The sequence below is a fragment of the Amycolatopsis anabasis genome (genome assembly GCF_009765355.1).
Classification (GTDB): Bacteria; Actinomycetota; Actinomycetes; order Mycobacteriales; family Pseudonocardiaceae; genus Amycolatopsis; species Amycolatopsis anabasis.
This window is the reverse complement of sequence record NZ_VTHK01000004.1, coordinates 71341-94028: the sequence shown is the minus strand read 5'-3', so window position 1 is coordinate 94028 and position 22688 is coordinate 71341. Positions and strand designations below refer to the sequence as shown.

The window sequence follows — 22688 nt, the reverse complement described above, 5'->3', positions numbered from 1 at the left end:
GGGGAATGCATGGGGAACACCGAGATCGCCAAGCGGAGGAGCGAGCAGAACCAGCTCGCGGCCGCGCTCACCAAGGGCCCGGCCGAGGTGCTGGACTTCTTCCTGCCGCTGTGGGCGGGCAGCCAGCTGGGCGCCACCGCGGCCGAGGTCGGCTCGCTCACCGCGCTGGAGACCCTGGTTTCGTTCGCGGTCCGGCCGGTCGCCGGGGCGCTGGCCGATCGCTACGACCGGGCCCGGGTGGCCGCGCTCGGCGCTGTCCTCTATGGACTGTCCTTCGCCGGGTACGCGGTGACGCCCGGGGTCGGATTCGCCTATCTCGCGGCGGCCTGCGGCGGCGCGGGCGGGGCGCTGTTCTGGGTCGCGCTGCGGGCCCGGGTCGGGGAGGGGCTGGCCGACGACAGCGGCGCCTTCGGCAAGCTCTTCGCGGCCGAAGGCGGTGGCACCTGGATCGCCTTCGTGGCGGCCATGTTCCTGGTGTCCAAAATAGACTATCGAGGCGTTTTCTGGCTGGGCGCCGCGGCGTGCGCGGTCGCGGCGATTGTCCTTTCCGGACGGTCGAGCAAGCCGCCGGAAAGGGTTGACGCGCCGCGGTTTTCCCAGCTGGGCAGGCGAATGCGCCCGATGCTCGCCCTGGTGGTGATCACCGCGCTGGCCGAAGGCGGCGTCGCGCTGTTGCTGCTCATGCACCTGCAACGCGGCCACCACCTGCAACTCGGCCAGATCGCCGCGGTGTTCCTGCCCGGGTTCATCGTGTACAGCACGCTGCCGGAGTTCCTGCACGGCGTGGTGCGCAGGCTCGGCCGCAGCCGGGTGCTCTCGCTCGCGATGCTGGCCAGCGCGGTGTTCGCCGCCGCGCTGGCGTTCGCGCCGAACCCCTGGGTGATCGCGGTGCTCTGGATACTCTCCGCGACCGCGTTCGCCGCGGCGATCCCGGTCGAACAGGCCATCGTCGCCGAGGCGGCCGGGGTGAGCCTGGGCCGCGGGATGGGGATCTACGAGAGCGCGACCCTGCTCGGCGCGACGATCGGGACCTTCGCCGCCGGGTGGCTCTACGGCCCGGGGGCCGGGTGGCAGCTCGCCTGCGCGGGCGCCGCGGCGCTCCTGGTGTTCGGTTCGATGATCGTCCGCCGGGCCGTGCGGAAGGTCGGAATCGCAGAGTTTCCCGTGGAACCAAACGATTTTCGCGAGAAATCGGTAACGGAACCGATCGGTGAAGAGACCGATTGCGCCGAACCGGTGAACGTTGCCGACCCCGCGGCACCCGAACGGCCCAACCCGGCGCCGCTGCGGAACTGGATCGGCCATCTCGGACTGTTCCTCATCGGACAGTTCGCGCTCGCGCTGTTCGGCTACTGCTGGCCGATCGAAGCGGCGTTCGGCGGCCCGCACCCGTGGGACTGGTACTGGAACTTCAGCGGGCACTGGCTCCTCAACGCCGACAAGATCTGGTGCGTGATCTTCGTGGTGGACACCCTCTGGACCTTCGGCGGCCTGCTGTTCGCGCGGGTGAAGCGGTCTTGAGCCTTGTTGACAAAATGTCTAACATGACGCCATGTCTCACACTTGGGTGACGGCCAGTGACGGTGTCCGCCTCTCGGTCCGCGTGACCGGGCCCGATGACGCGCCGACGATCGTCGCCGTGCACGGGTACCCGGACAACTCCTCGATGTGGGACGGCGTGGTGGCGGAGCTGACCAACCGCTTCCGCGTGGTCGTGTACGACGTGCGCGGCGCGGGTGAATCCGACAAGCCGAAGAAGCGCGCGGCCTACCACCTCGACCGGCTCGCCGCCGACCTCGCCGCGGTGGTGAACGAGGTCAGCCCGGAGCGCAAGGTCCACCTGCTCGCGCACGACTGGGGCTCGATCCAGACCTGGCACGCGGTGACCGGCGACTGGCTGCGCGGCCGGATCGCCTCGTACACCTCGATTTCCGGGCCGAGCCTGGACCACGCGGGCTACTGGTTCCGCGCGCAGCTGAGCAAGCCGACCCCGGCGCGCCTGCGGCACGCGGTGTCCCAGTTCCTGCACTCCGGTTACATCGCGTTCTTCCAGCTGCCGCTGATTCCCGAGCTGTTCTGGCGTTCCGGCCTGGTGCGGCGGATCATCGCGCGCGCCGAACCGGACGCGGCCGCCCCCGAACTGCCCGACGCGCTGCACGGGATGAAGCTCTACCGGGCCAACATGCTGCCCCGGCTGAGCCGCCCGGCGCCGCGGACCGCCGATATTCCGGTGCAGGTGCTCGCCCCCAACCGCGATCCGTTCGTGTCCACCCCGCTGCAGACCGAGATCGAGCGGTGGGTGCCGGATCTGCGGGTGCGCCGGATCATCGGCGGGCACTGGATCGTCCGCGGCAAGCCCGCGCTGATCGCGAACGCCGCCGCCGAACTGGCCGACCACGCCGAAGGCGGCCCCGAATCGCGTGCGCTGCGCCGCTCCCGGGTGAACGACGCGCCGCCGGGCCGCTTTCCCGGTCGGCTCGTCGTGATCACCGGGGCGGGCAGCGGCATCGGGCGCGCCACCGCGCTCGCGTTCGCCGCCGAAGGCGCCGACCTGGTGGTCACCGACATCAACGCACAAGCCGCCGCCGAGACCGCGAACCTGGTGCGCGCCAAGGGAGTCACCGCCGCCGAGTACACAGTGGACTCGTCCGACGGGGACGCGGTCGCGGAGTTCGCGAAGCGGGTCCGGGCCGAGCACGGGGTGCCGGACATCGTGGTGAACAACGCGGGGATCGGGATGTCCGGCCCGTTCCTGGACACCAGCCTGGCGGACTGGGAAAAGATCATCGACGTCAACCTGTGGGGCGTGATCCACGGCTGCCGGGCGTTCGCCGAACAGCTCGTCGAGCGCGGCGAGGGCGGGCAGATCGTGAACCTCGCGTCGATGGCGGCCTACCTGCCGTCGAAGATCCTGCCCGCGTATTCCACCACGAAGTCGGCGGTGCTCATGCTGTCCGAATGCCTGCGCGCCGAACTGGCCGAGCACGGTATCGGCGTCACCGCGATCTGCCCGGGAATCGTGCACACGAACATCACCAACACCACCCGGTTCGTCGGGGTGGACGCGGTCGAACAACGCCGTCGCCAGAAATCGAGCACCAGCCTGTACGCGAAACGCAAATTCGGGCCGGAAAAGGTCGCCCGGGACATTCTGCGCGCGGTCGAACGGAATTCCGCGCTCGCCCCGTCGACCCCGGAGGCCAAGGCGGCCCTCGTGCTTTCCCGCCTCACCCCGGGCGTGCTGCGCGCCGCCGCCCGCGTGAACATCGTCCCGCGGTGACCCGCAAACCACGCCGGATGTCGCGCGAGGCGCGGCGGGACGACCTGATCGCCGCCGCGCTCGACCTGTTCAGCACGCATCCGCCCGATCAGGTCTCGGTCGACGACCTCGTGCGCCGCGCGGACGTCTCCCGGCCGCTGTTCTACCGGTACTTCTCCAGCCTGCGCGAACTCCAGGTCGCCGCGCTGCGGTCGGTGACCGACGGCCTGATCGACCGCCTCGCGCACCGGGAGGACGGGCCGCCGCTGGACCGCCTGCGCGCGGCCGTGCGCGGCCTGATCGAGGTCGCCGGTGACTACCGCGCGGGCTACATCGCCTTGCTGCGCAGCGGTTCCGTGATCGCGACCTCGGAAACCAACGCGATCGTCGACCAGGTCCGCCACCGCGCGGTCGAACTCATCCTGGAGGCCACCGGGGTCACCGATCCGTCCCCGCTCCTCCTGCTGACCCTGCGCTGCTGGACCGCGGTGGTCGAAGGTTCCCTGCTCACCTGGCTGCAGGAAGGCACCCCGCCCCGGGAAGACCTGGACACCTGGCTGGTGGACCAGCTCGTCGCCATGGTCACCGCGACCGCCGCCCACGACCCCACGGTCGCCGAGCTCCTCGGAGCCGTCCAGGTTCCATGAGGGGACCCCTCCAGACGAAATCTGTCCGGAGGGGTCCCCTCATGGAAGTCCTTGGTGACTAGATCGAGTCCCAGCCCTCGACTTCCTGGGGGCTGCGCGGGCCCGGGCCCACGTACTTCGCCGACGGGCGGACCAGCCGACCGGTCTGCTTCTGCTCCAGGATGTGCGCCGCCCACCCGGCGGTCCGCGCCGAGGTGAACATCGCGGGCATCATGTGCGTCGGTACCTGGGCGAAGTCCAGGATGACCGCGGCCCAGAACTCGACGTTCGTCTCGATCGCGCGGTCCGGGCGGCGCTCGCGGAGTTCGGCCAGCGCGGCCTGCTCGAGCGCGGCGGCCACCTCGTACCGCTCGGCGCCCAGCTCGCGGCAGGTCCGCCGCAGCACGCGCGCCCGCGGGTCCTCGGCCCGGTACACCCGGTGCCCGAAGCCCATCAGGCGTTCCTTGCGGTCCAGGATGCCCTTCACGACCGCGGCCGCGTCACCGGTCCGCTCGGCCTCGGCGATCATCGGCAGCACCCGCGCCGGCGCGCCGCCGTGCAGCGGGCCGGACATCGCGCCGATCGCCCCGGACATCGCGGCGGCCACGTCGGCGCCGGTCGAGGCGATCACCCGGGCGGTGAACGTGGAGGCGTTGAGGCCGTGCTCGGCGGCGGAGACCCAGTAGGCGTCCACGGCCTTGACGTGCGCCGGGTCCGGTTCGCCACGCCAGCGGATCATGAAGCGCTCGGTGATCGAGGTCGCCTCGTCGACCCGGGTCTGCGGCACGGCCGGCTGCCCGATGCCGCGCGCGGACTGGGCCACATAGGACAGCGCCATCACCGAGGCGCGCGCGAGGTTCTCCCGCGCCTCGGCGTCGGAGATGTCCAGCAGCGGGCGGTAACCCCAGATCGGCGCGAGCATGGCCAGCGCGGCCTGCACGTCGACCCGGACGTCACCGGTGTGCACGGGCAGCGGGAACGGTTCGGCGGGCGGCAGCCCGTGCCCGAACCTCCCGTCCACGAGGAGTCCCCAGACATCGCCGAAGGTCACCTTGCCGGCGAGCTCCTCGATGTCCACGCCGCGGTAGCGCAGCGCGCCGCCGTCCCGGTCGGGTTCGGCGATTTCGGTGCGGAAGGCGACGACGCCTTCCAAGCCGGGCCGGAAACCGTCGTCCGGCTCGTCGGCTGGCTGAGTTGTCTGGCTGTTGGCCACGGGCGCTGACGTAGTCACTTGTGAGAGACCTTTCGGTGCGCGTTCCCCGACAGTTGGTCATCGCGCGGCTCGGGGTGAACACGCCTAGCCCTAGCGCGCCCCTTCGCACGGTGGGACAAACCTTGCTCCCTCAACCCGCTGGTAACAAGCGGAAGAAGCGGTGGTTTCGGTCACGATTACGAGAACGATTCAGTTGTCCTGGTTCTTCCTACGTAAATCCTATGTTTCCAGAGCCTGCGCCGCGCGCATTCGGGTGATAGACCTTTCGCATGCACCTCAGCCCGCAAGAACGGGACAAACTGCTCGTCCACGTGGCCGCGGACGTCGCCCGGCGGCGGCTGGATCGCGGTGTCCGGCTGAACTACCCCGAGGCCGTGGCCCTGATCACCGACCACGTGCTGGAAGGCGCGCGGGACGGGCGGACGGTCAGCGAACTGGTCGCGAGCGGGCGGACCGTGCTCTCCCGCGAGCAGGTGCTCGACGGAGTCCCCGAAATGGTGGATTCGGTGCAGGTCGAGGCGACCTTCCCGGACGGCACGAAACTCGTCACCGTGCATGACCCGATCGTGTGAGGTGCTCCATGCGTCCAGGCGAGATCCTTCCCGGCGACGAACCCGTCGAGCTGAATCCGGGGCGCCCGCGCCGCCGGCTGCGGGTGAGCAACACCGGCGACCGCCCGGTGCAGGTCGGTTCGCACTACCACTTCGCCGCGGTGAACCCGGCGCTCGACTTCGACCGCGAAGCCGCCCGCGGGCACCGGCTGGACGTGCCCGCGGGAACGTCCGTCCGGTTCGAACCGGGCATCGAGCGCGAGGTGGACCTGGTTCCGCTGGCCGGTCGCCGGGTCGTTCCCGGGCTGCGCGGGGAGGACGCATGACCGAGATCGACCGCGAGCGGTACGTCGAACTGTTCGGGCCGACCGTCGGCGACCGGATCCGGCTGGCCGACACCGATCTGCTGATCGAGGTCACCGAGGACCGCAGCCGCGGCGCGGGTTCCGGCGACGAGGCGCTGTTCGGCGGCGGCAAGGTGATCCGCGAGTCGATGGGCCAGGGCATGGCCACGCGCGAGGAGGGCGCCCCGGACCTGGTGATCACCGGGGTCGTGGTGCTGGACCACTGGGGCGTGGTGAAGGCGGACGTGGGCGTGCGCGACGGCCGGATCGTCGGCATCGGCAAGGCGGGCAACCCGGACACCATGGACGGGGTGGCCCCGGAGCTGGTGATCGGCCCGTCGACCGAGGTGCTCGCGGGCAACGGGAAGATCCTGACCGCCGGGGGCATCGACTGCCACGTGCACTTCATCTGCCCGCAACTCGTCGGCACCGCGCTGGCCGCCGGGCTGACCACGCTCGTCGGCGGCGGGACCGGTCCGGTCGAGGGGAGCAAGGCCACCACGGTCACGCCCGGGGCCTGGAACCTGGGCCGGATGCTGCAGGCCATGGACGCGCAGCCGGTGAACGTCCTGTTGCTGGGCAAGGGAAACACCGTGCGCTCCGAGGCGCTGCGCGAGCAGCTGCTGGCCGGGGCGGGCGGATTCAAACTGCACGAGGACTGGGGTTCGACCCCGGCCGCGATCGACGCCTGCCTCACCGTGGCCGAGCGGTCCGGCGTGCAGGTGGCGATCCACACCGACACGCTCAACGAGGCCGGCTACCTGGAGTCCACTTTGGACGCGATCGGTGGCCGGTCGATCAACGCCTACCACACCGAGGGCGCCGGGGGCGGGCACGCGCCGGACATCATCCGGGTCGCCGGGCAGCCCAACGTGCTGCCGTCCTCGACCAATCCGACCCGGCCGCACACCGCGAACACCCTGGACGAGCACCTGGACATGCTGATGGTCTGCCATCACCTCAACCCGTCCGTGCCCGAGGACCTGGCGTTCGCGGAGAGCCGGATCCGGCCGACCACGATCGCCGCCGAGGACGTGCTGCACGATCTGGGCGCGATCTCGATGATCAGCTCGGATTCCCAGGCGATGGGCCGGATCGGCGAGGTGATCATCCGGACCTGGCAGACCGCGCACGTGATGAAGCGCCGCCGCGGCGCGCTGCCCGGCGACGGCGCGGCGGACAACCTGCGCGCCCGCCGGTACGTCGCGAAGTACACGATCAACCCGGCGATCGCGCACGGGATGGACCACGAGATCGGTTCGGTGGAGGTCGGCAAGCTGGCCGATCTGGTGCTGTGGGAGCCGAAGTTCTTCGGGGTGCGCCCGCACGTCGTGCTCAAGGGCGGATTTCCGGTGTGGGCCGCGATGGGGGACGCGAACGCTTCGATCCCGACGCCGCAGCCGGTGCTGGCGCGCCCGATGTTCGGCGCGGCGCCGTCCGTGGTGACCGCGAGCAGCCTGCACTTCGTGGCGCCGGAGGCGGTCGGCACCGGGCTCGAGGACCGGTTCCGGATCGCGCGGCCGTTGGCGGCGGTTTCCGACACGCGCGGGGTGACCAAGGCCGACATGCTGCTCAACGACGCGTTGCCGGACATCCGGGTGGATCCGGACAGCTTCGCCGTGCACGTGGACGGCGAGCTGATCGAACCGCGACCGGTCACCGAACTGCCGATGGCCCAGCGGTACTTCCTGTTCTGATGGGCATCCCCGCGATCCTGCTCGCCGATTCCCGGTTCCCGGGCGGCGGGCACGTGCATTCCGGCGGACTGGAGGAGGCCGCCGCGCGCCGGCTGGTGACCAGCGAGCGGGATCTCCCCGGGTTCCTGCTCGGCCGGTTGCGGACGGCGGGCCTGCTGGCCGCCGTGTTCGCCGCGGCCGCCACCCATGCCGCGCTCCGGAAAGTCCACAGTGGATACTGGGCGGCGCTGGACGCCGAACTGGACGCGCGCACCCCGTCGGCCGCGCAGCGGGAGGCTTCCCGCGCGCAGGGAAGGGGCACCGCGCGGGCGGGCCGGATCGCCTGGTATTCGTCTACAGTGGACTCCCTGCTCGCCGTCACCCCGCGGCCGCATCATCCGGTGATCCTCGGCGCGCTGATCGGTGTCGCGGGCGGATCACCGCGCGAGGCCGCGCAGGCCGCCGGGTACCTGGCGGTCAGCGGCCCGGCGAGCGCCGCGGTGCGCCTGCTCGGCCTGGATCCCTTCGCCGTCAACGCGATCGTCGCCGCGCTGACCCCCGAACTCGACTCGATCGCGATCGCCGCGGAGTCCGTGGCGGGCTTGGCGCCCGCGCAGCTGCCCGCGCCGGGATCGCCCGCGCTCGACCTGCTCGCCGAAGCACATCAACGACATCACCAGGAAGAGGTGCGTCTCTTTGCCAGCTGAACACGGTCACGGTCATTTCCACGCGGTGAACTTCGACCCCACCGCCGCCGAACCCGACCGCTACGATCCCGCGCCGACGCACGGGCGGGCGTACCGGATCGGCATCGGCGGCCCGGTCGGCAGCGGTAAGACGGCCCTGGTCGCCGCGCTCTGCCGGGCGCTGGGCGACGAGATCAACCTGGCCGTGGTGACCAACGACATCTACACCACCGAGGACGCGGACTTCCTGCGCAAGGCCGGGGTGCTGGACACCGAACGGATCGAGGCCGTGCAGACCGGGGCGTGCCCGCACACCGCGATCCGCGACGACATCACCGCGAACCTGGACGCGGTGGAGCGCCTGGAGGAGAAGTTCCCCGGGCTGCAGCTGGTGATCATCGAAAGCGGCGGGGACAACCTCACCGCGGTGTTCAGCCGCGGCCTGGCCGACAGCCAGGTCTTCGTAGTCGACGTCGCGGGCGGCGACAAGGTGCCGCGCAAGGGCGGCCCGGGGGTCACCACCGCCGATCTCCTGGTGATCAACAAGATCGACATCGCGCATCTGGTCGGCGCCGATCTGAACGTGATGACCTCCGACGCGCACCACATGCGCGGTGAGCTGCCGGTGATCAAGCAGTCGCTTGTGGACACTCCGAACGCCCCGGATGTCGCGGACTGGGTGCGGTCCCTGGTCCCGGCGGGGTGAAGGCGCACGCCCGGCTGACCGCCGAGCTGGACGGCTCCGGCCGGACCGTCCTGCGCGAACTGCGCTCGATGGTGCCGCTCACCCTGCTGCCCAAGCGGAACCGGGCGGCCCCGGCCACCGTGCATCTGGTGAATTCCGCGACGGCCCCGCTCGGCGGTGATTCGCTCACCCTCACCGTGCGGGTGGGGCCGGGCGCGAATCTGCGCCTGTGCGGTGTCGCGGCGACCCTGGCGCTGCCCGGCCCGCACGCCGACGGGAGCCGTTCGGTCGTGTCGATCGAGGTGGGCGAGGGCGGAAACCTGGAATACCTGCCGGAACCCACGGTGGTCACCCGGCGGGCGCGGCACACCGCCGAGTTCGCGGCCACGCTCGACCGCGGCGCCCGGCTGCGTGCCCGCGAAGTGCTGGTCCTCGGCCGCAGCGGGGAACCGCCCGGGCGCCTGACCACCTCGCAGCGGGTGACCCGGGCGGGAATCCCGGTGCTGCACCAGACCCTGACCATCGGCGACCCGGTGCTGGACGCGAGCGCGGCGGGCCTGGCCGGGCGCCGGGTCCTCGCCACCGAACTGCTGCTGGCGGGCGAAGACCCGGTGCCCCCGGCGAGCGGCGAATGGTGGTCGGTCACCCCCCTCCCCGCCGGGGGCGCCCTGGCCACCGCCCTCGCCCCGGACGCCGTCACCGCCGCCCAGGACCTCGCCACCGCCCTCGCCTGCCATCGGGGGTCGTGAGTGTTCCGGCCGGTTGGTCATCGCCGCCCCCGCGGGGGCGCCTGTTGTGGGGTGAAAATTCGGGTGGGTCGCCTCGTTCGGCTGTGTCGAAAGTGCGCGCACTTTCGGGTCGTGTCGCGGCGGCACGACCCCACGATGGTCAGCAGGTCGTCTTGGCGGGTTTGCCGTCGAAGCGGTCGCCGAGCCAGTTGAGGGCGTTGGTGCCCCACACCGAAACGCCGACGATGTGCCCGGCGAGCGGGACCGGCTGCCATTCGAGCCGGGTGCCCAGTGCGCAGTAGCGCGCCTTGAGCTTTTCCGCGCCCGCAAAGGGAATCAGCTCGTCCAGCGTGCCGTGGTACAGGTAGATCGGCACGCCGGGTTTGCGGTCGCCGAGCCGGTTCTCGGCCAGGCGGGCCTGCCAGCGCGGATCCTTGATGATGTCCGGTTTCGTGGTGAGGTCGTTCAGCTTGGTGAAGGGGGCCGCGGTGCCGAGTTCGACCACGCAGGACTCCTTGACCTTCGCGACCAGGTCCTTGCCGCGCGCGTTGAGCACGTCGGTGAAGGGCAGTTCGGGGTACGCGGTCGAGTAGCCCACGGCGGCCCCGGCGACCAGGCCGAAGGCCGCGCCGCCGTCGTTGAACTTGGCGACCTCGTTGAGATCGGCGGGCACCCCGCCTTCGGAGACGCCGACCAGTTTGACGTCCGGCGCGTAGGCGGGCTGGAGTTCGCCGGCGGCCGCGGCGGCCTGGCCGCCCTGCGAGTAGCCGAAGGCGCCGACCGGGGAGGCCGGGGTCAGGCCGGTCTCGGGCAGCCGGGTCGCGGCGCGGGCGACGTCGAGCAGCGCGCGACCCTCGGACTGGGCGACGGCGTAGGTGTGCGTGCCCGGGGTGCCGAGGCCCTCGTAGTCGGTGACCGCGACGGCCCAGCCCTTCAGCATGGCCTGCACGAGGAAGGCGATCTCGATCTCGGTGCCGCTGCGCAGGTGGTACGACGGCGCGCATTGGTCGCCGAGGCCCTGGGTGCCCATGGCGTAGGCGACCAGCGGCCGCGGGCCCTTGCCGAGCCACGGTGTCGGCGGCACCAGGACCGTGCCGGAGACCGCGTTCGGTTCGCCGGTGGCCGAGGTCGAGCGGTGCAGCACCTGCCAGGTCTGGACCGGTGCGGGGAAGACCCGGAACGGTTCGGGGTGCCAGTCGACCTTGCGGCTGCGGAGAACGTCACCCGCTGCACCGGGCAGCGGATCGGGTGGGGTGTAGAAGGGGTCCTGCGACGGGACGGGCGGACGGGCGTCGGCCTGCGCGGTGGGCACCGCGCCCGCGGTGAGCAGCAGGAACGCTGTCACGAGCGGGACCAGAGCTCGGCGAAGCATCGTTGCCTCCGAGGTGGGATTGGTAACGGAGATTTTCACAAGGTAGGCCGGTTGGTAGGATCTGGCAATCCCAGTTACCAAAAAACGGGGTTGTCGAGGAGGTCGGGTGACGTCCGGTCGTAACTACGGCGGCGTCGCGCCCGAGCAGCGCCGTGCCGATCGGCGGGAGCGGCTGCTGCTCGCCGGGCTGGAGCTGTTCACGTCCCGCGGGTACCAGCGGACCAAGATCGCGCAGCTGTGCGCCGAGGCCGGGGTGTCCACGCGGAACTTCTACGAGGAGTTCAAGAGCAAGGAACAGGTGCTGCTCACCCTGCACGACCGCATCAACGCGATGGCGCTGGAGCGGGTGCGGGCGGCGCTGGACGAGCTCACCGAAGCCGAGGTGGTCACCCGGATCTCCACCCTGCTCGACGTGTTCGTGGCGAGCGTGACCTCCGATCCGCGACTGCCCCGGCTCAACTACGTGGAAGCGGTCGGGGTGAGCGCCGAGCTGGAGCGGCAGCACCAGGACTGGGTCACCCGCTGGGCCGACTTCATCGAAGCGGAGGCGCGAAACCTCGCGGCGCACGGCGTGGCCCCCGAGCGGGACTACCGGCTGACCGCGATCGCCCTGGTCGGCGCGATCACCGGGCTGCTCCGCGAATGGCAGGCGCACGACCCGCCCTACCCGGTCGCCGAGATCGCCGCCGAAATCCGCGCCCACATGCTCGCCGCCCTGACCCGCCCTGTGACGTCACGGGGGGCCGAGCCCTCCGGAACCCCCACGGTGCGAGCTCCTCACCCCGACGAGCGCTGAGCACGCCTCGAAGTGACCAGCGCCGGTCCCGCCTGCCCGAAAGTGCGCGCACTTTCGGGCCTCAGGTCGCGCGGTGGACGGTCGGGGTGGGGAGGAGGACCGGGGCGGAGCCCGGTTTCTGGCACTGGTCGTGGCAGGTGCTGTCCAATGTGCAGCACAGCGAGCAGATCGCGCCGCCGTGCTTCGGGCAGTCCGCGATGTCCGGCAGCTCGTACGCGTCGGAGCACACCGCGCATTCGTAGGTCGCGCGCAGGTCCTCGACGCCGGAATCCGGCCCGGCCAGCGTGTTCGGCCGCGCCAGGTAGTACTTGCTCTTGGTCAGCACCGCGAGCGTCGGCACCAGCGCGACCGCGACGACCATCGCCAGCAGCGGGCTGAACGCCGCCAGGAATCGCCCGAACGCCCCGAAGTACGCCGCGATCGACACCGCCGACGCGATCACCATCGACCCGAACCCGACCGGGTTGATCTTGTGCAGGTATGCCCGCTTGAACTCGATGTACCGCGGCGACAGCCCCAGCGGTTTGGCGATCACCAGATCCGCGCACACCGCCCCGATCCACGCGATCGCCACGTTCGAATAGAAGCCCAGGATCTTGTTCAGGAACGCGAACGCCCCGAACTCCATCAGCGCCAGCGCGATCCCGCAGTTCACCAGCACGTACCAGACCCGCCCCGGATGCCGGTGCAGCACGCGGGAGAAGAAGTTCGCGAACGACAGCGATCCCGAGTACGCGTTCGTCGTGTTGATCTTGATCTGGGACACCACCACGAACAGCGCCGCGAACGTCAGCGCGACCGGACCGAGCGCGGGCTTGACCGCCTCCAGGTACGGCGCGATCGGCTCCAGCGCGTGCGTCTTGCCCACCACCCCGAGCGCGAGGAACGCCAGCAGCGCGCCGCCGATCTGCTTCAGCGCGCCCAGGACCACCCAGCCCGGGCCCGCCGCGAGCACCGCCGCCCACCAGGCCCGCTTGTTCCCGTCGGTCTTCTCCGGCATGAACCGCAGGTAGTCGGCCTGCTCGCCGATCTGCCCGATCAGCGACAGCGCGACGCCCATGCCGAAGCCGAACCCGATCGCCGAGAACGACGACCCCGCGCCCTCGGTGCCGCCGAACGACGCGAACTCGGCGAACTTGCCGGGTTCGCGGATCGCGACGACCACGAACGGCAGGATCAGCCCGGCGATCCACAGCGGCTGGGTCCAGGTCTGCATCTTGGCCACCGCGCCCATGCCGTACAGCGCGAACGGCAGGACGAGCAAAGTGGACAGCAGATAGCCGACCGGCAGCGGGATGCCCAGCGCGAGTTCGAACGCCTGCCCCATGATCGAGCCCTCGAGCGAGAAGAAGATGACCGTGAAACTGGCGTAGACCAGTGAGGTCAGCGTCGAACCGAAGTAGCCGAATCCCGCGCCGCGGGTCAGCAGGTCCATGTCCACGCCGTACCGCGCGCACGCCGAGGCGATCGGCACGCCGGTCCCGAAGATGACCACCGCGGCCGCGAGGATGGCGAGCACGCCCGAGGTGAAACCGTAGGACAGCACGATGCTCGCGCCGATCGCGAAGTCGGCGAGGTAGGCGATGCCGCCGAGCGCGGTCGTGGCGACCACGAACGGCGACCACCGGCGGAAGGAATGGGCGGCGAACCGCAGCGAGTAGTCCTCGCGGTTCTCGTTCGCCGCGAGCGGCGCGTACCTGCGTTTCGGCGGCCGCGTGCCGACCGCGTCGGCGTTCTCCAGGGTGTCCGTCATGCTGCCTCCAGCTCTCCGGCAGGGGTGGGAGCAGCGCGACGCTAGGAACCGAAATTTTCACCTGGAACGGCCGCAGGTAAGCGCTGTGTAACTTCTGGCGGCTTCCGGTGCGTCAACAGGGTGGTGGTTGTCACCATCCAGGTGGTTCCCCCGCCGCTTCGCAGGCCCTACCGTCGGCTGGATAAGCCGGTAATCGGAGATCCCGGAGGCGGGCGCGGAGGTTGGCGATGACAGTGAGCCGGTCGGAGGCTGAGAACGCGAACGGTGTGTCCGATGTGGCCGTACGGCTACCGGGCATGCGGGTGGCCTATGACAGTGCCGCGTTCGACGAGTCGTCCCTGGCCGATACCTGGACCGAGCAGTTGCAGAACTGGCTCGACCACGCGATCTCCGCGGGCATCGCCGAACCGAACGCGATGGTCCTCGCCACCGCCGACCCCGAAGGGCACCCGTCCTCCCGCACGGTCCTGTGCAAGGGTCTGGACCAGCGCGGCGTGGTCTTCTACACCAACTACACCTCGAACAAGAGCCACGACCTGACCGTCACCCGGTACGCGTCGGTGACGTTCCCGTGGTACCCGCTGCACCGCCAGGTCAACGTCCGCGGCGAGGTGGAGAAGGTCGACGCGAAGGAGACCGCCGCCTACTGGGCCTCGCGCCCGCGCGGTTCGCAGATCGGCGCCTGGGCCTCGCCGCAGTCGCGGGTGGTCGACGGCCGCCGCGCCCTGGACAACGCGCTGCACGCCATCGAGCGCCGGTTCGCCGAAGCCGAGGAGATCCCGCCCCCGCCGCACTGGGGCGGGTGGCGGATCCGGCCCGACGTGGTCGAGTTCTGGCAGGGCAGGGAGGACCGCATGCACGACCGGCTCCGCTACGTGCGCAACGACGACGGCTGGCACATCGAACGCGTCGCCCCCTGACCTGCTCGCGCGGCGGCAGGAAGGGACCTTTACTCCGGTCTGGCGGGAGCGAGGGACCTTTACTCCGGTTATTCGAGAGCAAAGGTCCCTTCCTATCGCGCCCGGCGAGGAAAATCACGCGCCAGTGGATAGTTAGCGCCGCTAAGCTAGTTGGTCGTGGCTACCGAAGTCGACACGGAGAGTAAACCGAGACGCCGAGTCCTGGGGTCGATCGTGGCCGACACCCGGCCACTGCGGATCCCGGCGTTCCGGCGGCTCTGGGCGTCCACCGCGGTCACCGGCATCGGCAGCCAGCTCACCGCGGTCGCCGTGCCCAAGCAGGTCTTCGACATCACCGGCTCGTCGGCCTACGTCGGCCTGACCGGCATCGTCGCCCTGGTCCCGCTGCTCGTCTTCGGCCTCTGGGGCGGCGCGATCGCGGACACCGTCGACCGCCGCAAACTCCTCCTGGTCAGCAACGCCGGGGTCGCGGTGATCTCCGCGCTGCTCTGGCTGCAGGCGTTCCTCGGGATCAACTCGGTCTGGCTCGTCCTCGCGCTGCTCGGCCTCAACCAGGCGTTCTACGCGGTCAACATGCCGACCCGCGGCGCGGTCATCGCCCGCCTGGTCCCGGTGGAACTGCTCCCGTCGGCGAGCGCGCTGGGCAGCACGGTCATGGCGTTCGGCGCGGTGTTCGGCCCGATGGCCGCCGGCTCGCTGATGCCCGTGCTCGGACTGTCCACTCTGTACCTGATCGACACGTTCGCCCTGCTCGCCGCGCTCTACGCGGTCTGGCGGCTGCCCCCGCTCCCGCCGCTGTCCGGGCAGGTCCGCCGGGCCGGGCTGCGGGACGTGTTCGACGGTTTCCGCTACATGGCGACCCAGAAGGTCCTGCTCGCCTCGTTCATCCTGGACGTCATCGCGATGGTCGCGGGCATGCCCCGCGCCCTGTTCCCCGAGATGGCCGAGCGCACCTTCGGCGACCCGCACGGCGGCGGGCTCGCGCTGGGCTGGCTGTTCGCCGCGATCCCGGTCGGGTCGATGGTGATCGGCCTGTTCTCCGGCTGGGTGAGCCGCGTCAAGCGGCAGGGCGTCGCGGTGGCCGTGGCGATCTGCGCCTGGGGCGCGTCGGTGATCGGCTTCGGGCTGGCCGATTCACTGTGGCTCGCGGTCGTCTTCCTGGCCCTCGGCGGCGCGTCCGACATGGTGAGCGCCGTCTACCGCACGGCCATCCTGCAGACCGCCGCGACCGACGAGATGCGCGGCCGCATGCAGGGCGCGTTCACCGTGGTCGTCGCGGGCGGCCCGCGCCTGGCCGATCTCACGCACGGCTGGGCCGCCGCCGGGGTCGGCACCGCCGCCGCGGCCACCGGGGGCGGGGTGCTGGTGATTGTCCTAGTCATCGTCGCGGTGATCCTGCTGCCCGCGTTCTGGCGATACCGCGTTCCGGTTGGATAACCACTCGTTCGCACCCCAAACCGGTACTTTCACCGCGGACCGGGATCGGGCACACTCTCCCGGCATGGCTGAGGTGACGACACCACCGCACGAGGAAACCGGGGAGCCTGAGCTCAAGCGGGTCATGGGCCCCAAGCTGCTCATGCTGTTCGTGGTCGGGGACATCCTCGGCGCCAGCATCTACACGCTGACCGGCAAGGTCGCCGGGCACGTCGGCGGAGCGCTCTGGCTGCCGTTCCTGATCGCGTTCTTTGTCGCCTTCCTGACCGCGTTCAGCTATCTGGAACTGGTCGGGAAGTACCCGCGGGCGGCCGGCGCCGCGCTGTACGTCAACCGCGCGTTCGGCATCCAGTTCCTGACGTTCATCGTCGCCTTCGCGGTCATGTGCTCGGGCCTCACCTCGGCCGGGGTCGCCGCGCAGGGCTTCAGCGGGAAGTACCTGCAGGAGTTCGTGCACGCGCCCTCGCTGATCGTCGCGATCGTGTTCATCGCGGTCCTCGCGCTGATCAACTTCCGCGGGGTCAACGAATCGGTGAAGCTCAACGTGGTGCTCACCGCGATCGAGCTGAGCGGCCTGCTGATCGTCATCGCGATCGGCTTCTTCGCGGTGCTGGAAGGCCGGGGCGATCCGGGCCGCCTGCTGGAGTTCGACACCGAGGGCGGCGCGTTCTTCGGCGTCACCGCGGCGACCGCGCTCGCGTTCTACGCGATGGTCGGGTTCGAGGACTCGGTGAACATGGCCGAGGAGTGCAAGAACCCGGTCAAGATCTTCCCCAAGGCCATGCTCGGCGGAATCGTCATCTGCGGGATCATCTACCTGCTGGTCGCACTCGCCTCCTCGCTGCTGCTGCCGGTCGACAAGCTCTCGTCGACCACGGCCCCGCTGCTCGACGTGGTGAAGACCGGCGCGCCGGGCTTCCCGCCGCTGCTGTTCTCCGGGATCGCGCTGTTCGCCGTGATCAACTCGGCGCTGATCAACATGCTGATGGCCAGCCGTCTCGTCTACGGCATGGCGAACGAGAACATCATCCCGAAGCAGTTCGCCACCGTGCACCCGTTCCGCCGCACGCCGTGGATCGCGATCGTGTTCACCAGCCTGCTCGCGGTCGGCCTGGTCAGCGCGTTGAAGATCGAAAGCCTCGGCGGCACGACCTCGTTGCTGCTGCTGACCGTCTTCGCGCTGGTCAACATCTCGGTTCTGGTGCTGCGCAGGGAGAAGGTGGAGCACAAGCATTTCCGCGCGCCGACCTGGGTCCCGATCCTCGGCGCGATCTCGTGCGCGTTCTTCGCCAGCCCGGTCACCGGCCGCGACCCCAAGGAGTACGCCTACGCCGGGACCCTGCTCGGCATCGGCGTGGCGCTGTGGCTGCTCAACTGGGTCTTCCTGCGGGTCACGAAGTCGAAGAAGGAGCAACCCGCCTGAGCGCACGCAGTTCGACCGGGCTGTGCGCGGAGAACACGGTCACCTCGTCGCGGTGGTCCCGCACGAGTTCGGCCAGCCGCCGCTGGTTCTCCAGCCGCGGCCCGCGCACGGTCTGCACGAAGGTTTCGAACGCTGCCAGCCCGACCGGCCGGTGCGGCCGCACCGGATCCATCTGCCCGTGGAAGAAGTAGGAGTCCCCGGCGTTCAGCAGCCAGCCGTCGCCGCTGTCCACCGCGACCCCCGCATGCCCGCGCGTGTGCCCGGCGAGCGGCACGATCAGGATCTCCGGCGGCAGCCCCTTCAGGTCCCGAACCGCGTCGAACCCGAACCAGTCTTCGCCGAAATCCCCGTAGCTTTCCCACTTCGGCCCGTGCTCGAACTGGATCGGCCGGTACCTGGTGCGCTCCCGGAAATCCCGCGGCGAGGTGAGCGAGCGGAGTTCCTCGGCGTACACGTGCACGGTCGCGTGCGGGAAGTCGGCGAGCCCGCCCGCGTGGTCCAGGTCGAGGTGCGTGAGCACGATGTCCCGCACGTCCTCGGCCCGGTAGCCGAGCTTTTCCACTTGCCGGACAGCGGTTTCCGCCGCCGCGTTGACCGGATTGGTCAGCCGGAGGAAGGGTTTGCCCAGCCATTCGGCGGGCCGCCGGACGCCCTGCTCGCCCATCCCGGTGTCCACCAGCACCAGCCCGGAATCGTGCTCGATCAGCAGGCAGTGGCAGACCATCTCGGCCCGGTGCAGCGGGCCGCCGGTGCCGTCGATGAGCCGCCCGCCGAAGGGGCGCATGGTGCCGCAGTTGAGGTGGTGGATGCGCATCAGGCCGACTCCTTTTCGAGGGTGGTACGCAGGTGCTTGGCGACCGCTCGGAGTGGGGCGAGGTCGCGCTGGATCTTCGCCAGTAAGAGGGCGCCCTCGATCGAAGCGAGCGCGACCGTGCCCAGTTCTCTCGCCCGTGCCTTCTTGATTCCTTGCCTGGTAAGGAATTCCGCGATCACGGCATGCCAGGACGAGTAGCCGCTCACGCACGCCTCCCGGATCCGCTCGCTCCCCGCCGCGTCCAGCGCGACCGTCGCGAGCGGACACCCGCGCTGGAAGTCCGAGTCGATCAGGTTCTGCTCCAGTGCCGCGAACACCGCATCGAGGTCATCGTCGGCGAGCAGGGCTCGCAGCGCTTCGCACAGTTGCTCGCCGGACCTCGCGAGCGCCTCGGCGGCGAGCTGCTCCTTGCCGCCGGGGAAGTGGAAGTACAGCGACCCCTTGGGCGCGCCACCCGCGCTGACCAGCTGGTTCAACCCGGTGGCGTGGTAACCCTGGGTGTGGAAGAGATCGGCCGCGGTGTCGATCATCCGCTGCCGAGTGTCGGTCCGCCGAGCCATGCGCCGACGGTAGCCCAAACTATGACGACCGGTCTAGTTAAACCGGAATTCCCGGTTTTGTCGGCCCCGAATGTCATCATGGTGCGATCGTTCGGTTACGGGAGGTTACGAACGTGTCGACACGCACCACGCCGCCATTGGGCAAGGTTCGACTCGGTCGCAAGGTCCGGCGGCTCCGGGAACAAGCAGGCATGACCTTGGAGGAGGCGGCAGCGAAGCTGGATCTCACTCGCACAAGCCTGCACCGAGTGGAGAAAGGCGAGACCCATGCCAATGTCCATCTTCTCCGCTCGATGATGGACATCTACGACCAACGCGACGATTCACTGCTCGATCTGTCGCGCAAGGCGAAGAGGAAGGGATGGTGGCTGGACTTCGGACTCAAGGGAACGGGATACCTCGAACTGGAAACCGAGGCGAGCGCGGTGCGGACCTGGCAGCTCGCGTTCGTACCCGGGCTGCTTCAGGATGAGGACTATATGCGCACTCTGTTTCGCAGCATGGGCACTTATACCGAGCAGAAACGGGAGAATGAGATCAAGGCGCGCCTGTACCGGCGGCGGCGTTTACACGACACTGAGACTCCGATCCGACTGCACGCGATCATTGATGAATCGGTGCTGCGACGTCCGATCGGCGGGCCGGAGGTGATGCGTGCGCAACTGCACCACCTCATTGCCTGTGCTGAGTTGCCGACAGTCACGCTGCAAGTCATGCCCTACGGCATCGAATCGCATCAGGGGATGGATGGCGCTTTCGTCATTCTCAGCTTCGATGGTCCGGGCGGACCCGATCTGCTCTACCAGGAGAACGCAGCCGGTCAAACGCGAAACGAGAAACCCGAGGAGGTCAAGGCCGTGAGCGAGGTATTCGATCGGTTGCGCGCGGCAGCGTTGTCACCAGACGACGCAGTGGCGTTCATCGAAAAGGAGATCGTGGAACTGGAGCAAACCGCGCGATCATGGGCCTGAGCGTCCACTATGGACCAGAGATCGTTCTGGCGGGTGTGGGCGCATAAGGGAGCGGTCGCCGGTAGGTTGGCGGGTATGGCTGAACCCACCGGCGAACAGTTCGAATTGCTCCGCGGCGGTGCTCGCGCGGTCGTCACCGAGATCGGCGCGGGCCTGCGGGCCTTCGAGATCAACGGCGTGCCGTATGTCGAGGCGTTCGACTCCGACGTCAAACCGCCCAAGGCCGCCGGGCAGGTGCTGCTGCCCTGGCCGAACCGCACCAAGGCCGCCGAATGGGTCTACCAGGGCGAAAAGCAGCAGCTCGAGGTCACCGAACCCGCCCGCGGCAACGCCATCCACGGGCTGACCAGGCGCAAGGAGTGGCAACTCGTCGAGCACGCCGAATCGTCGATCACGTTCGAGATCGCCATCGACGGCGAACCGGGCTGGCCGGTGCCGCTGCACGCCTCGATCACCTACGAGGTCGCCCCGCGCGGGCTGACGGTGACGCACGAGATCCGCAACGACGGCGAGTCCGCGATCGGGGTCGGGGTGGGCACGCACCCCTACTTCCGCATCGGCGACCTGCCGACCGACGACCTCACGCTGACCCTGTCCGCGACCCGGGTGCGGCCGTTCGACGACTCGAACCAGTTGCCGTACGCGGACGAGCAGGACGTCGACGGCACCGGCTACGACTTCCGGTCGGGCAAGATCCTCGGCGGGAACGTCCTGGACACCACGTTCGGCGGGCTCGAAACGGGCGAGGACGGCTTGCACCACCACGTCCTTTCCCACGAGGGCAAATGGGTCGACGTGTGGACCGGCCCCGATTTCCGGTGGGTCCAGGTGTTCACCCCCGACGATCTGGTCGGCCGGGGGCGTGCGGTGGCGATCGAGCCGATGACGTGCCCGGCGGACGCGCTGAACTCGGGCACCGACCTGATCGACCTCGAACCCGGCGAGTCCTGGACCGGCAGCTGGGGCGTGCGCGTGCAACCTTGATCCAGAACCCGGGTTCACTCGTTCGGCGGCATTCGTTAGCGTGTCGAACCATGGTGAGCGCGATCATTGGTGGCTATGTGGTCCCCGTCGACGGCGATCCGATCGACGGCGGCACGGTGCTGATCTCCGACGACAAGATCGTCGAGGTCGGTGCGGAACGCGATGTGGACGTGCCGGAGGACGCCGAGCTGATCGACGCGGCCGGGGCGTGGGTGCTGCCCGGGTTCATCGACGCGCACGCGCATCTCGGGGTGCACGAGGACGGCGAAGGCTGGTCCGGCAACGACACCAACGAGATGACCGACCCGAACGGGGCGCGGTTCCGGGCGATCGACGGCATCGACCCATACGAGATCGGGTTCGACGACGCGCTCTCCGGTGGGGTCACCAGCGTGGTGATCAAACCGGGCTCCGGGAATCCGATCGGCGGGCAGACCGTCGGCGTGAAGACCTGGGGGCGCAGCGCGCTGGACATGGTGTTCGCCGAATCGGTGAGTGTGAAGAGCGCGCTCGGCGAGAACCCGAAGCGGGTGTACGGCGACAAGGACAAGACGCCGTCGACGCGGCTCGGGGTGGCGGCGATCATCCGGGAGGCGTTCACCAAGGCCCGCAACTACGCGGCCCAGCGGGACCACGCGCGCGCCGAGGGCAAGCCGTTCGACACGGACCTGACGCTGGAAGCCCTGACCAGGGTGCTCGACGGCGAGCTGTACTGGGATCAGCACACGCACCGCGCCGACGACATCGTGACCGCGATCCGGCTCTCCCAGGAGTTCGGCTACAAGCTGGTGGTCAACCACGGCACCGAGGGGCATCTCATCGCCGATCTGCTGGCCGAACACCAGGTCCCGGTGATCCTCGGGCCGCTGTTCACCAGCCGGGTCAAGGTCGAACTGCGGAACCGGACGCTGCGCTCGGCGGGCATCCTGGCGCGCGCCGGGGTCAAGCTGGCGATCACCACCGACCACCCGGTGGTCCCCATCAACTTCCTCGTCTACCAGGCGGCGCTCGCGGTCAAGGAGGGCCTGGACCCGGAAACCGCGCTGCGCGCCCTCACCGTGAACCCGGCCGCCATGCTCGGCCTCGACGACCGGATCGGCGCGCTCAAACCGGGCCTGGACGCGGACGTGGCGATCTGGTCCGGCGACCCGCTGGACGTGATGAACCGCGCGCTGCGCGTCTTCGTCCGGGGCCGCGAGGTGTACCACTTCGACGAGGCCACCGGCGAAGGCGTCGTCGCCACCCGCCGCTACACCGAACGCCGCTAGCGAAGCGCGTTCAGATCGATCTGGACCGGGAACGGATCGGTTGCGGTGAACATGCCGGTGGCTTCCGGGGCGTCGCGGTAGCCGAACTCCTCGGTGAGGTGGCAGGCGACGAGCGACACCGGCTTGTCGAGGTCGACTATCCAGTAATGCGGAATCCCCGCGTCGGCGTACTCACCGCGCTTATGCACCCGGTCGATACGGTGCGAGCCAGGTGACACGATCTCGACTACGACGAGTACCTCGTCGGCGCGAATTATGTCCCCGTCCGCGTCCACACGATCGAGGGCCTTGCGATTGACCACCACCAAGTCCGGTCGTCGGGAAAATCCCGGTTGATCCGGCGGATTCAGTTGAAGGTCGATGTCCAGGTCCTGGATGGGTTCAAGGTGATCAGGCACCTGTTGTGTCAGCTGTATGTACAGCCGCCCCGAGGCGATGTTGTGGCGCGGCTTGGGACTGGGCGACATCAACAGACTGCCTTCTATCAGTTCGGTGTATCCAGATCTGGGCTCACCGAGCTCTAGGTACTCTGCGATCGTCAGTGGTTCGTCGATCACTGGGAACCGCGGCTCGGGTGAGTGCTCGGGAAGAGCGGTCATAGCATCTCCTCACTTCGCCGCAA

At 69.5% G+C, this 22688-nt stretch carries 22 protein-coding genes; 16 read left to right on the top strand and 6 right to left on the bottom strand.

Translation table 11 applies throughout. The features are described from left to right. Positions 1-9 precede the first annotated feature (9 nt). Genes FXO23_RS06470 through FXO23_RS06460 form a run of 3 tightly spaced genes read left to right on the top strand, consistent with a single transcriptional unit; the run spans position 10 to position 3906 of the window. The gene (locus FXO23_RS06470; protein WP_158881820.1) at positions 10-1521 is read left to right on the top strand and encodes an MFS transporter; all 1512 of its coding nucleotides are present in this window, start codon (positions 10-12) and stop codon (positions 1519-1521) included. Between the two features lie 31 nt (positions 1522-1552). Beyond that, positions 1553-3280: an SDR family oxidoreductase gene (locus FXO23_RS06465; RefSeq protein WP_246256985.1), complete on the top strand. Its 1728-nt coding sequence runs from the start codon at positions 1553-1555 to the stop codon at positions 3278-3280. A gap of 17 nt (positions 3281-3297) precedes the next feature. Beyond that, positions 3298-3906, top strand: coding sequence for a TetR/AcrR family transcriptional regulator (locus tag FXO23_RS06460; protein ID WP_158882419.1), 609 nt, complete (start codon positions 3298-3300; stop codon positions 3904-3906). A gap of 58 nt (positions 3907-3964) precedes the next feature. On the opposite strand, the gene FXO23_RS06455 is transcribed toward FXO23_RS06460, so the two are convergent. Beyond that, positions 3965-5116 carry a citrate synthase 2 gene (locus tag FXO23_RS06455; protein WP_179956700.1) on the bottom strand — a complete coding sequence of 384 codons (1152 nt, stop codon included), beginning with the start codon at positions 5114-5116 and terminating at the stop codon, positions 3965-3967. 251 nt (positions 5117-5367) lie between these two features. Here FXO23_RS06455 and FXO23_RS06450 point away from each other — a divergent pair, with 251 nt between their 5' ends. The 6 genes from FXO23_RS06450 to FXO23_RS06425 are packed head-to-tail and all read left to right on the top strand — an operon-like array spanning position 5368 to position 9789. Next, positions 5368-5670, top strand: a complete 303-nt coding sequence (locus tag FXO23_RS06450; protein ID WP_158881818.1) for an urease subunit gamma — start codon at positions 5368-5370, stop codon at positions 5668-5670. Between the two features lie 8 nt (positions 5671-5678). After that, complete coding sequence (locus FXO23_RS06445) at positions 5679-5975, top strand: urease subunit beta (protein WP_158881816.1); 297 nt, start codon at positions 5679-5681, stop codon at positions 5973-5975. Continuing rightward, entirely contained in the window at positions 5972-7690 is a 1719-nt protein-coding gene (locus FXO23_RS06440) for an urease subunit alpha (protein WP_158881814.1), read from the top strand. The genes FXO23_RS06445 and FXO23_RS06440 overlap by 4 nt, the downstream gene beginning before the upstream one ends. Next, a complete protein-coding gene (locus FXO23_RS06435; RefSeq protein ID WP_158881812.1) occupies positions 7690-8376 on the top strand; it encodes an urease accessory protein UreF in 687 nt (228 codons plus the stop codon). Before FXO23_RS06440 ends, FXO23_RS06435 begins: the two co-directional genes overlap by 1 nt. Further along, positions 8366-9061, top strand: coding sequence for an urease accessory protein UreG (gene ureG, locus FXO23_RS06430; protein WP_158881810.1), 696 nt, complete (start codon positions 8366-8368; stop codon positions 9059-9061). Before FXO23_RS06435 ends, ureG begins: the two co-directional genes overlap by 11 nt. Next, complete coding sequence (locus FXO23_RS06425) at positions 9058-9789, top strand: urease accessory protein UreD (RefSeq protein WP_158881808.1); 732 nt, start codon at positions 9058-9060, stop codon at positions 9787-9789. Before ureG ends, FXO23_RS06425 begins: the two co-directional genes overlap by 4 nt. 139 nt (positions 9790-9928) lie before the next feature. Here the strand turns inward: FXO23_RS06425 and FXO23_RS06420 are convergent, their stop codons facing one another. Further along, complete coding sequence (locus tag FXO23_RS06420) at positions 9929-11140, bottom strand: lipase family protein (RefSeq protein WP_158881806.1); 1212 nt, start codon at positions 11138-11140, stop codon at positions 9929-9931. A gap of 106 nt (positions 11141-11246) precedes the next feature. Here FXO23_RS06420 and FXO23_RS06415 point away from each other — a divergent pair, with 106 nt between their 5' ends. After that, entirely contained in the window at positions 11247-11936 is a 690-nt protein-coding gene (locus FXO23_RS06415) for a TetR/AcrR family transcriptional regulator (protein ID WP_158881804.1), read from the top strand. A 61-nt stretch (positions 11937-11997) separates the two neighbouring features. On the opposite strand, the gene FXO23_RS06410 is transcribed toward FXO23_RS06415, so the two are convergent. Beyond that, a complete protein-coding gene (locus tag FXO23_RS06410; protein ID WP_158881802.1) occupies positions 11998-13689 on the bottom strand; it encodes a purine-cytosine permease family protein in 1692 nt (563 codons plus the stop codon). Positions 13690-13916: 227 nt separating this feature from the next. Here FXO23_RS06410 and pdxH point away from each other — a divergent pair, with 227 nt between their 5' ends. The 3 genes from pdxH (at position 13917) to FXO23_RS06395 (ending at position 17469) form a co-directional block, all read left to right on the top strand. After that, positions 13917-14609, top strand: coding sequence for a pyridoxamine 5'-phosphate oxidase (pdxH, locus tag FXO23_RS06405; protein WP_158881800.1), 693 nt, complete (start codon positions 13917-13919; stop codon positions 14607-14609). 156 nt (positions 14610-14765) lie between these two features. Next, entirely contained in the window at positions 14766-16046 is a 1281-nt protein-coding gene (locus tag FXO23_RS06400) for an MFS transporter (protein ID WP_158881797.1), read from the top strand. A 64-nt stretch (positions 16047-16110) separates the two neighbouring features. After that, positions 16111-17469 (top strand): APC family permease, encoded by a 1359-nt coding sequence (locus FXO23_RS06395; protein ID WP_158881795.1) that lies wholly within the window; start codon positions 16111-16113, stop codon positions 17467-17469. Here the strand turns inward: FXO23_RS06395 and FXO23_RS06390 are convergent. Both FXO23_RS06390 and FXO23_RS06385 read right to left on the bottom strand, forming a co-directional pair. Further along, a complete protein-coding gene (locus FXO23_RS06390; protein ID WP_158881793.1) occupies positions 17438-18283 on the bottom strand; it encodes an MBL fold metallo-hydrolase in 846 nt (281 codons plus the stop codon). The genes FXO23_RS06395 and FXO23_RS06390 overlap by 32 nt on opposite strands. After that, positions 18283-18843 (bottom strand): TetR/AcrR family transcriptional regulator, encoded by a 561-nt coding sequence (locus tag FXO23_RS06385; RefSeq protein WP_158881791.1) that lies wholly within the window; start codon positions 18841-18843, stop codon positions 18283-18285. The genes FXO23_RS06390 and FXO23_RS06385 overlap by 1 nt, the downstream gene beginning before the upstream one ends. A 113-nt stretch (positions 18844-18956) precedes the next feature. Here FXO23_RS06385 and FXO23_RS06380 point away from each other — a divergent pair, with 113 nt between their 5' ends. The 3 genes from FXO23_RS06380 to FXO23_RS06370 all read left to right on the top strand — a co-directional run bounded on the left by FXO23_RS06380 (position 18957) and on the right by FXO23_RS06370 (position 22066). Next, on the top strand, positions 18957-19814 hold the full coding sequence (locus tag FXO23_RS06380) for a helix-turn-helix domain-containing protein (protein ID WP_158881789.1): 858 nt from the start codon (positions 18957-18959) through the stop codon (positions 19812-19814). A gap of 75 nt (positions 19815-19889) precedes the next feature. Further along, positions 19890-20798 carry an aldose 1-epimerase family protein gene (locus FXO23_RS06375; protein ID WP_158881787.1) on the top strand — a complete coding sequence of 303 codons (909 nt, stop codon included), beginning with the start codon at positions 19890-19892 and terminating at the stop codon, positions 20796-20798. 50 nt (positions 20799-20848) lie between these two features. Then, a complete protein-coding gene (locus FXO23_RS06370) occupies positions 20849-22066 on the top strand; it encodes an amidohydrolase (protein WP_158881785.1) in 1218 nt (405 codons plus the stop codon). On the opposite strand, the gene FXO23_RS06365 is transcribed toward FXO23_RS06370, so the two are convergent. Next, positions 22063-22665: a Uma2 family endonuclease gene (locus tag FXO23_RS06365; protein WP_158881783.1), complete on the bottom strand. Its 603-nt coding sequence runs from the start codon at positions 22663-22665 to the stop codon at positions 22063-22065. The genes FXO23_RS06370 and FXO23_RS06365 overlap by 4 nt on opposite strands. Between the last annotated feature and the right edge of the window lie 23 nt (positions 22666-22688).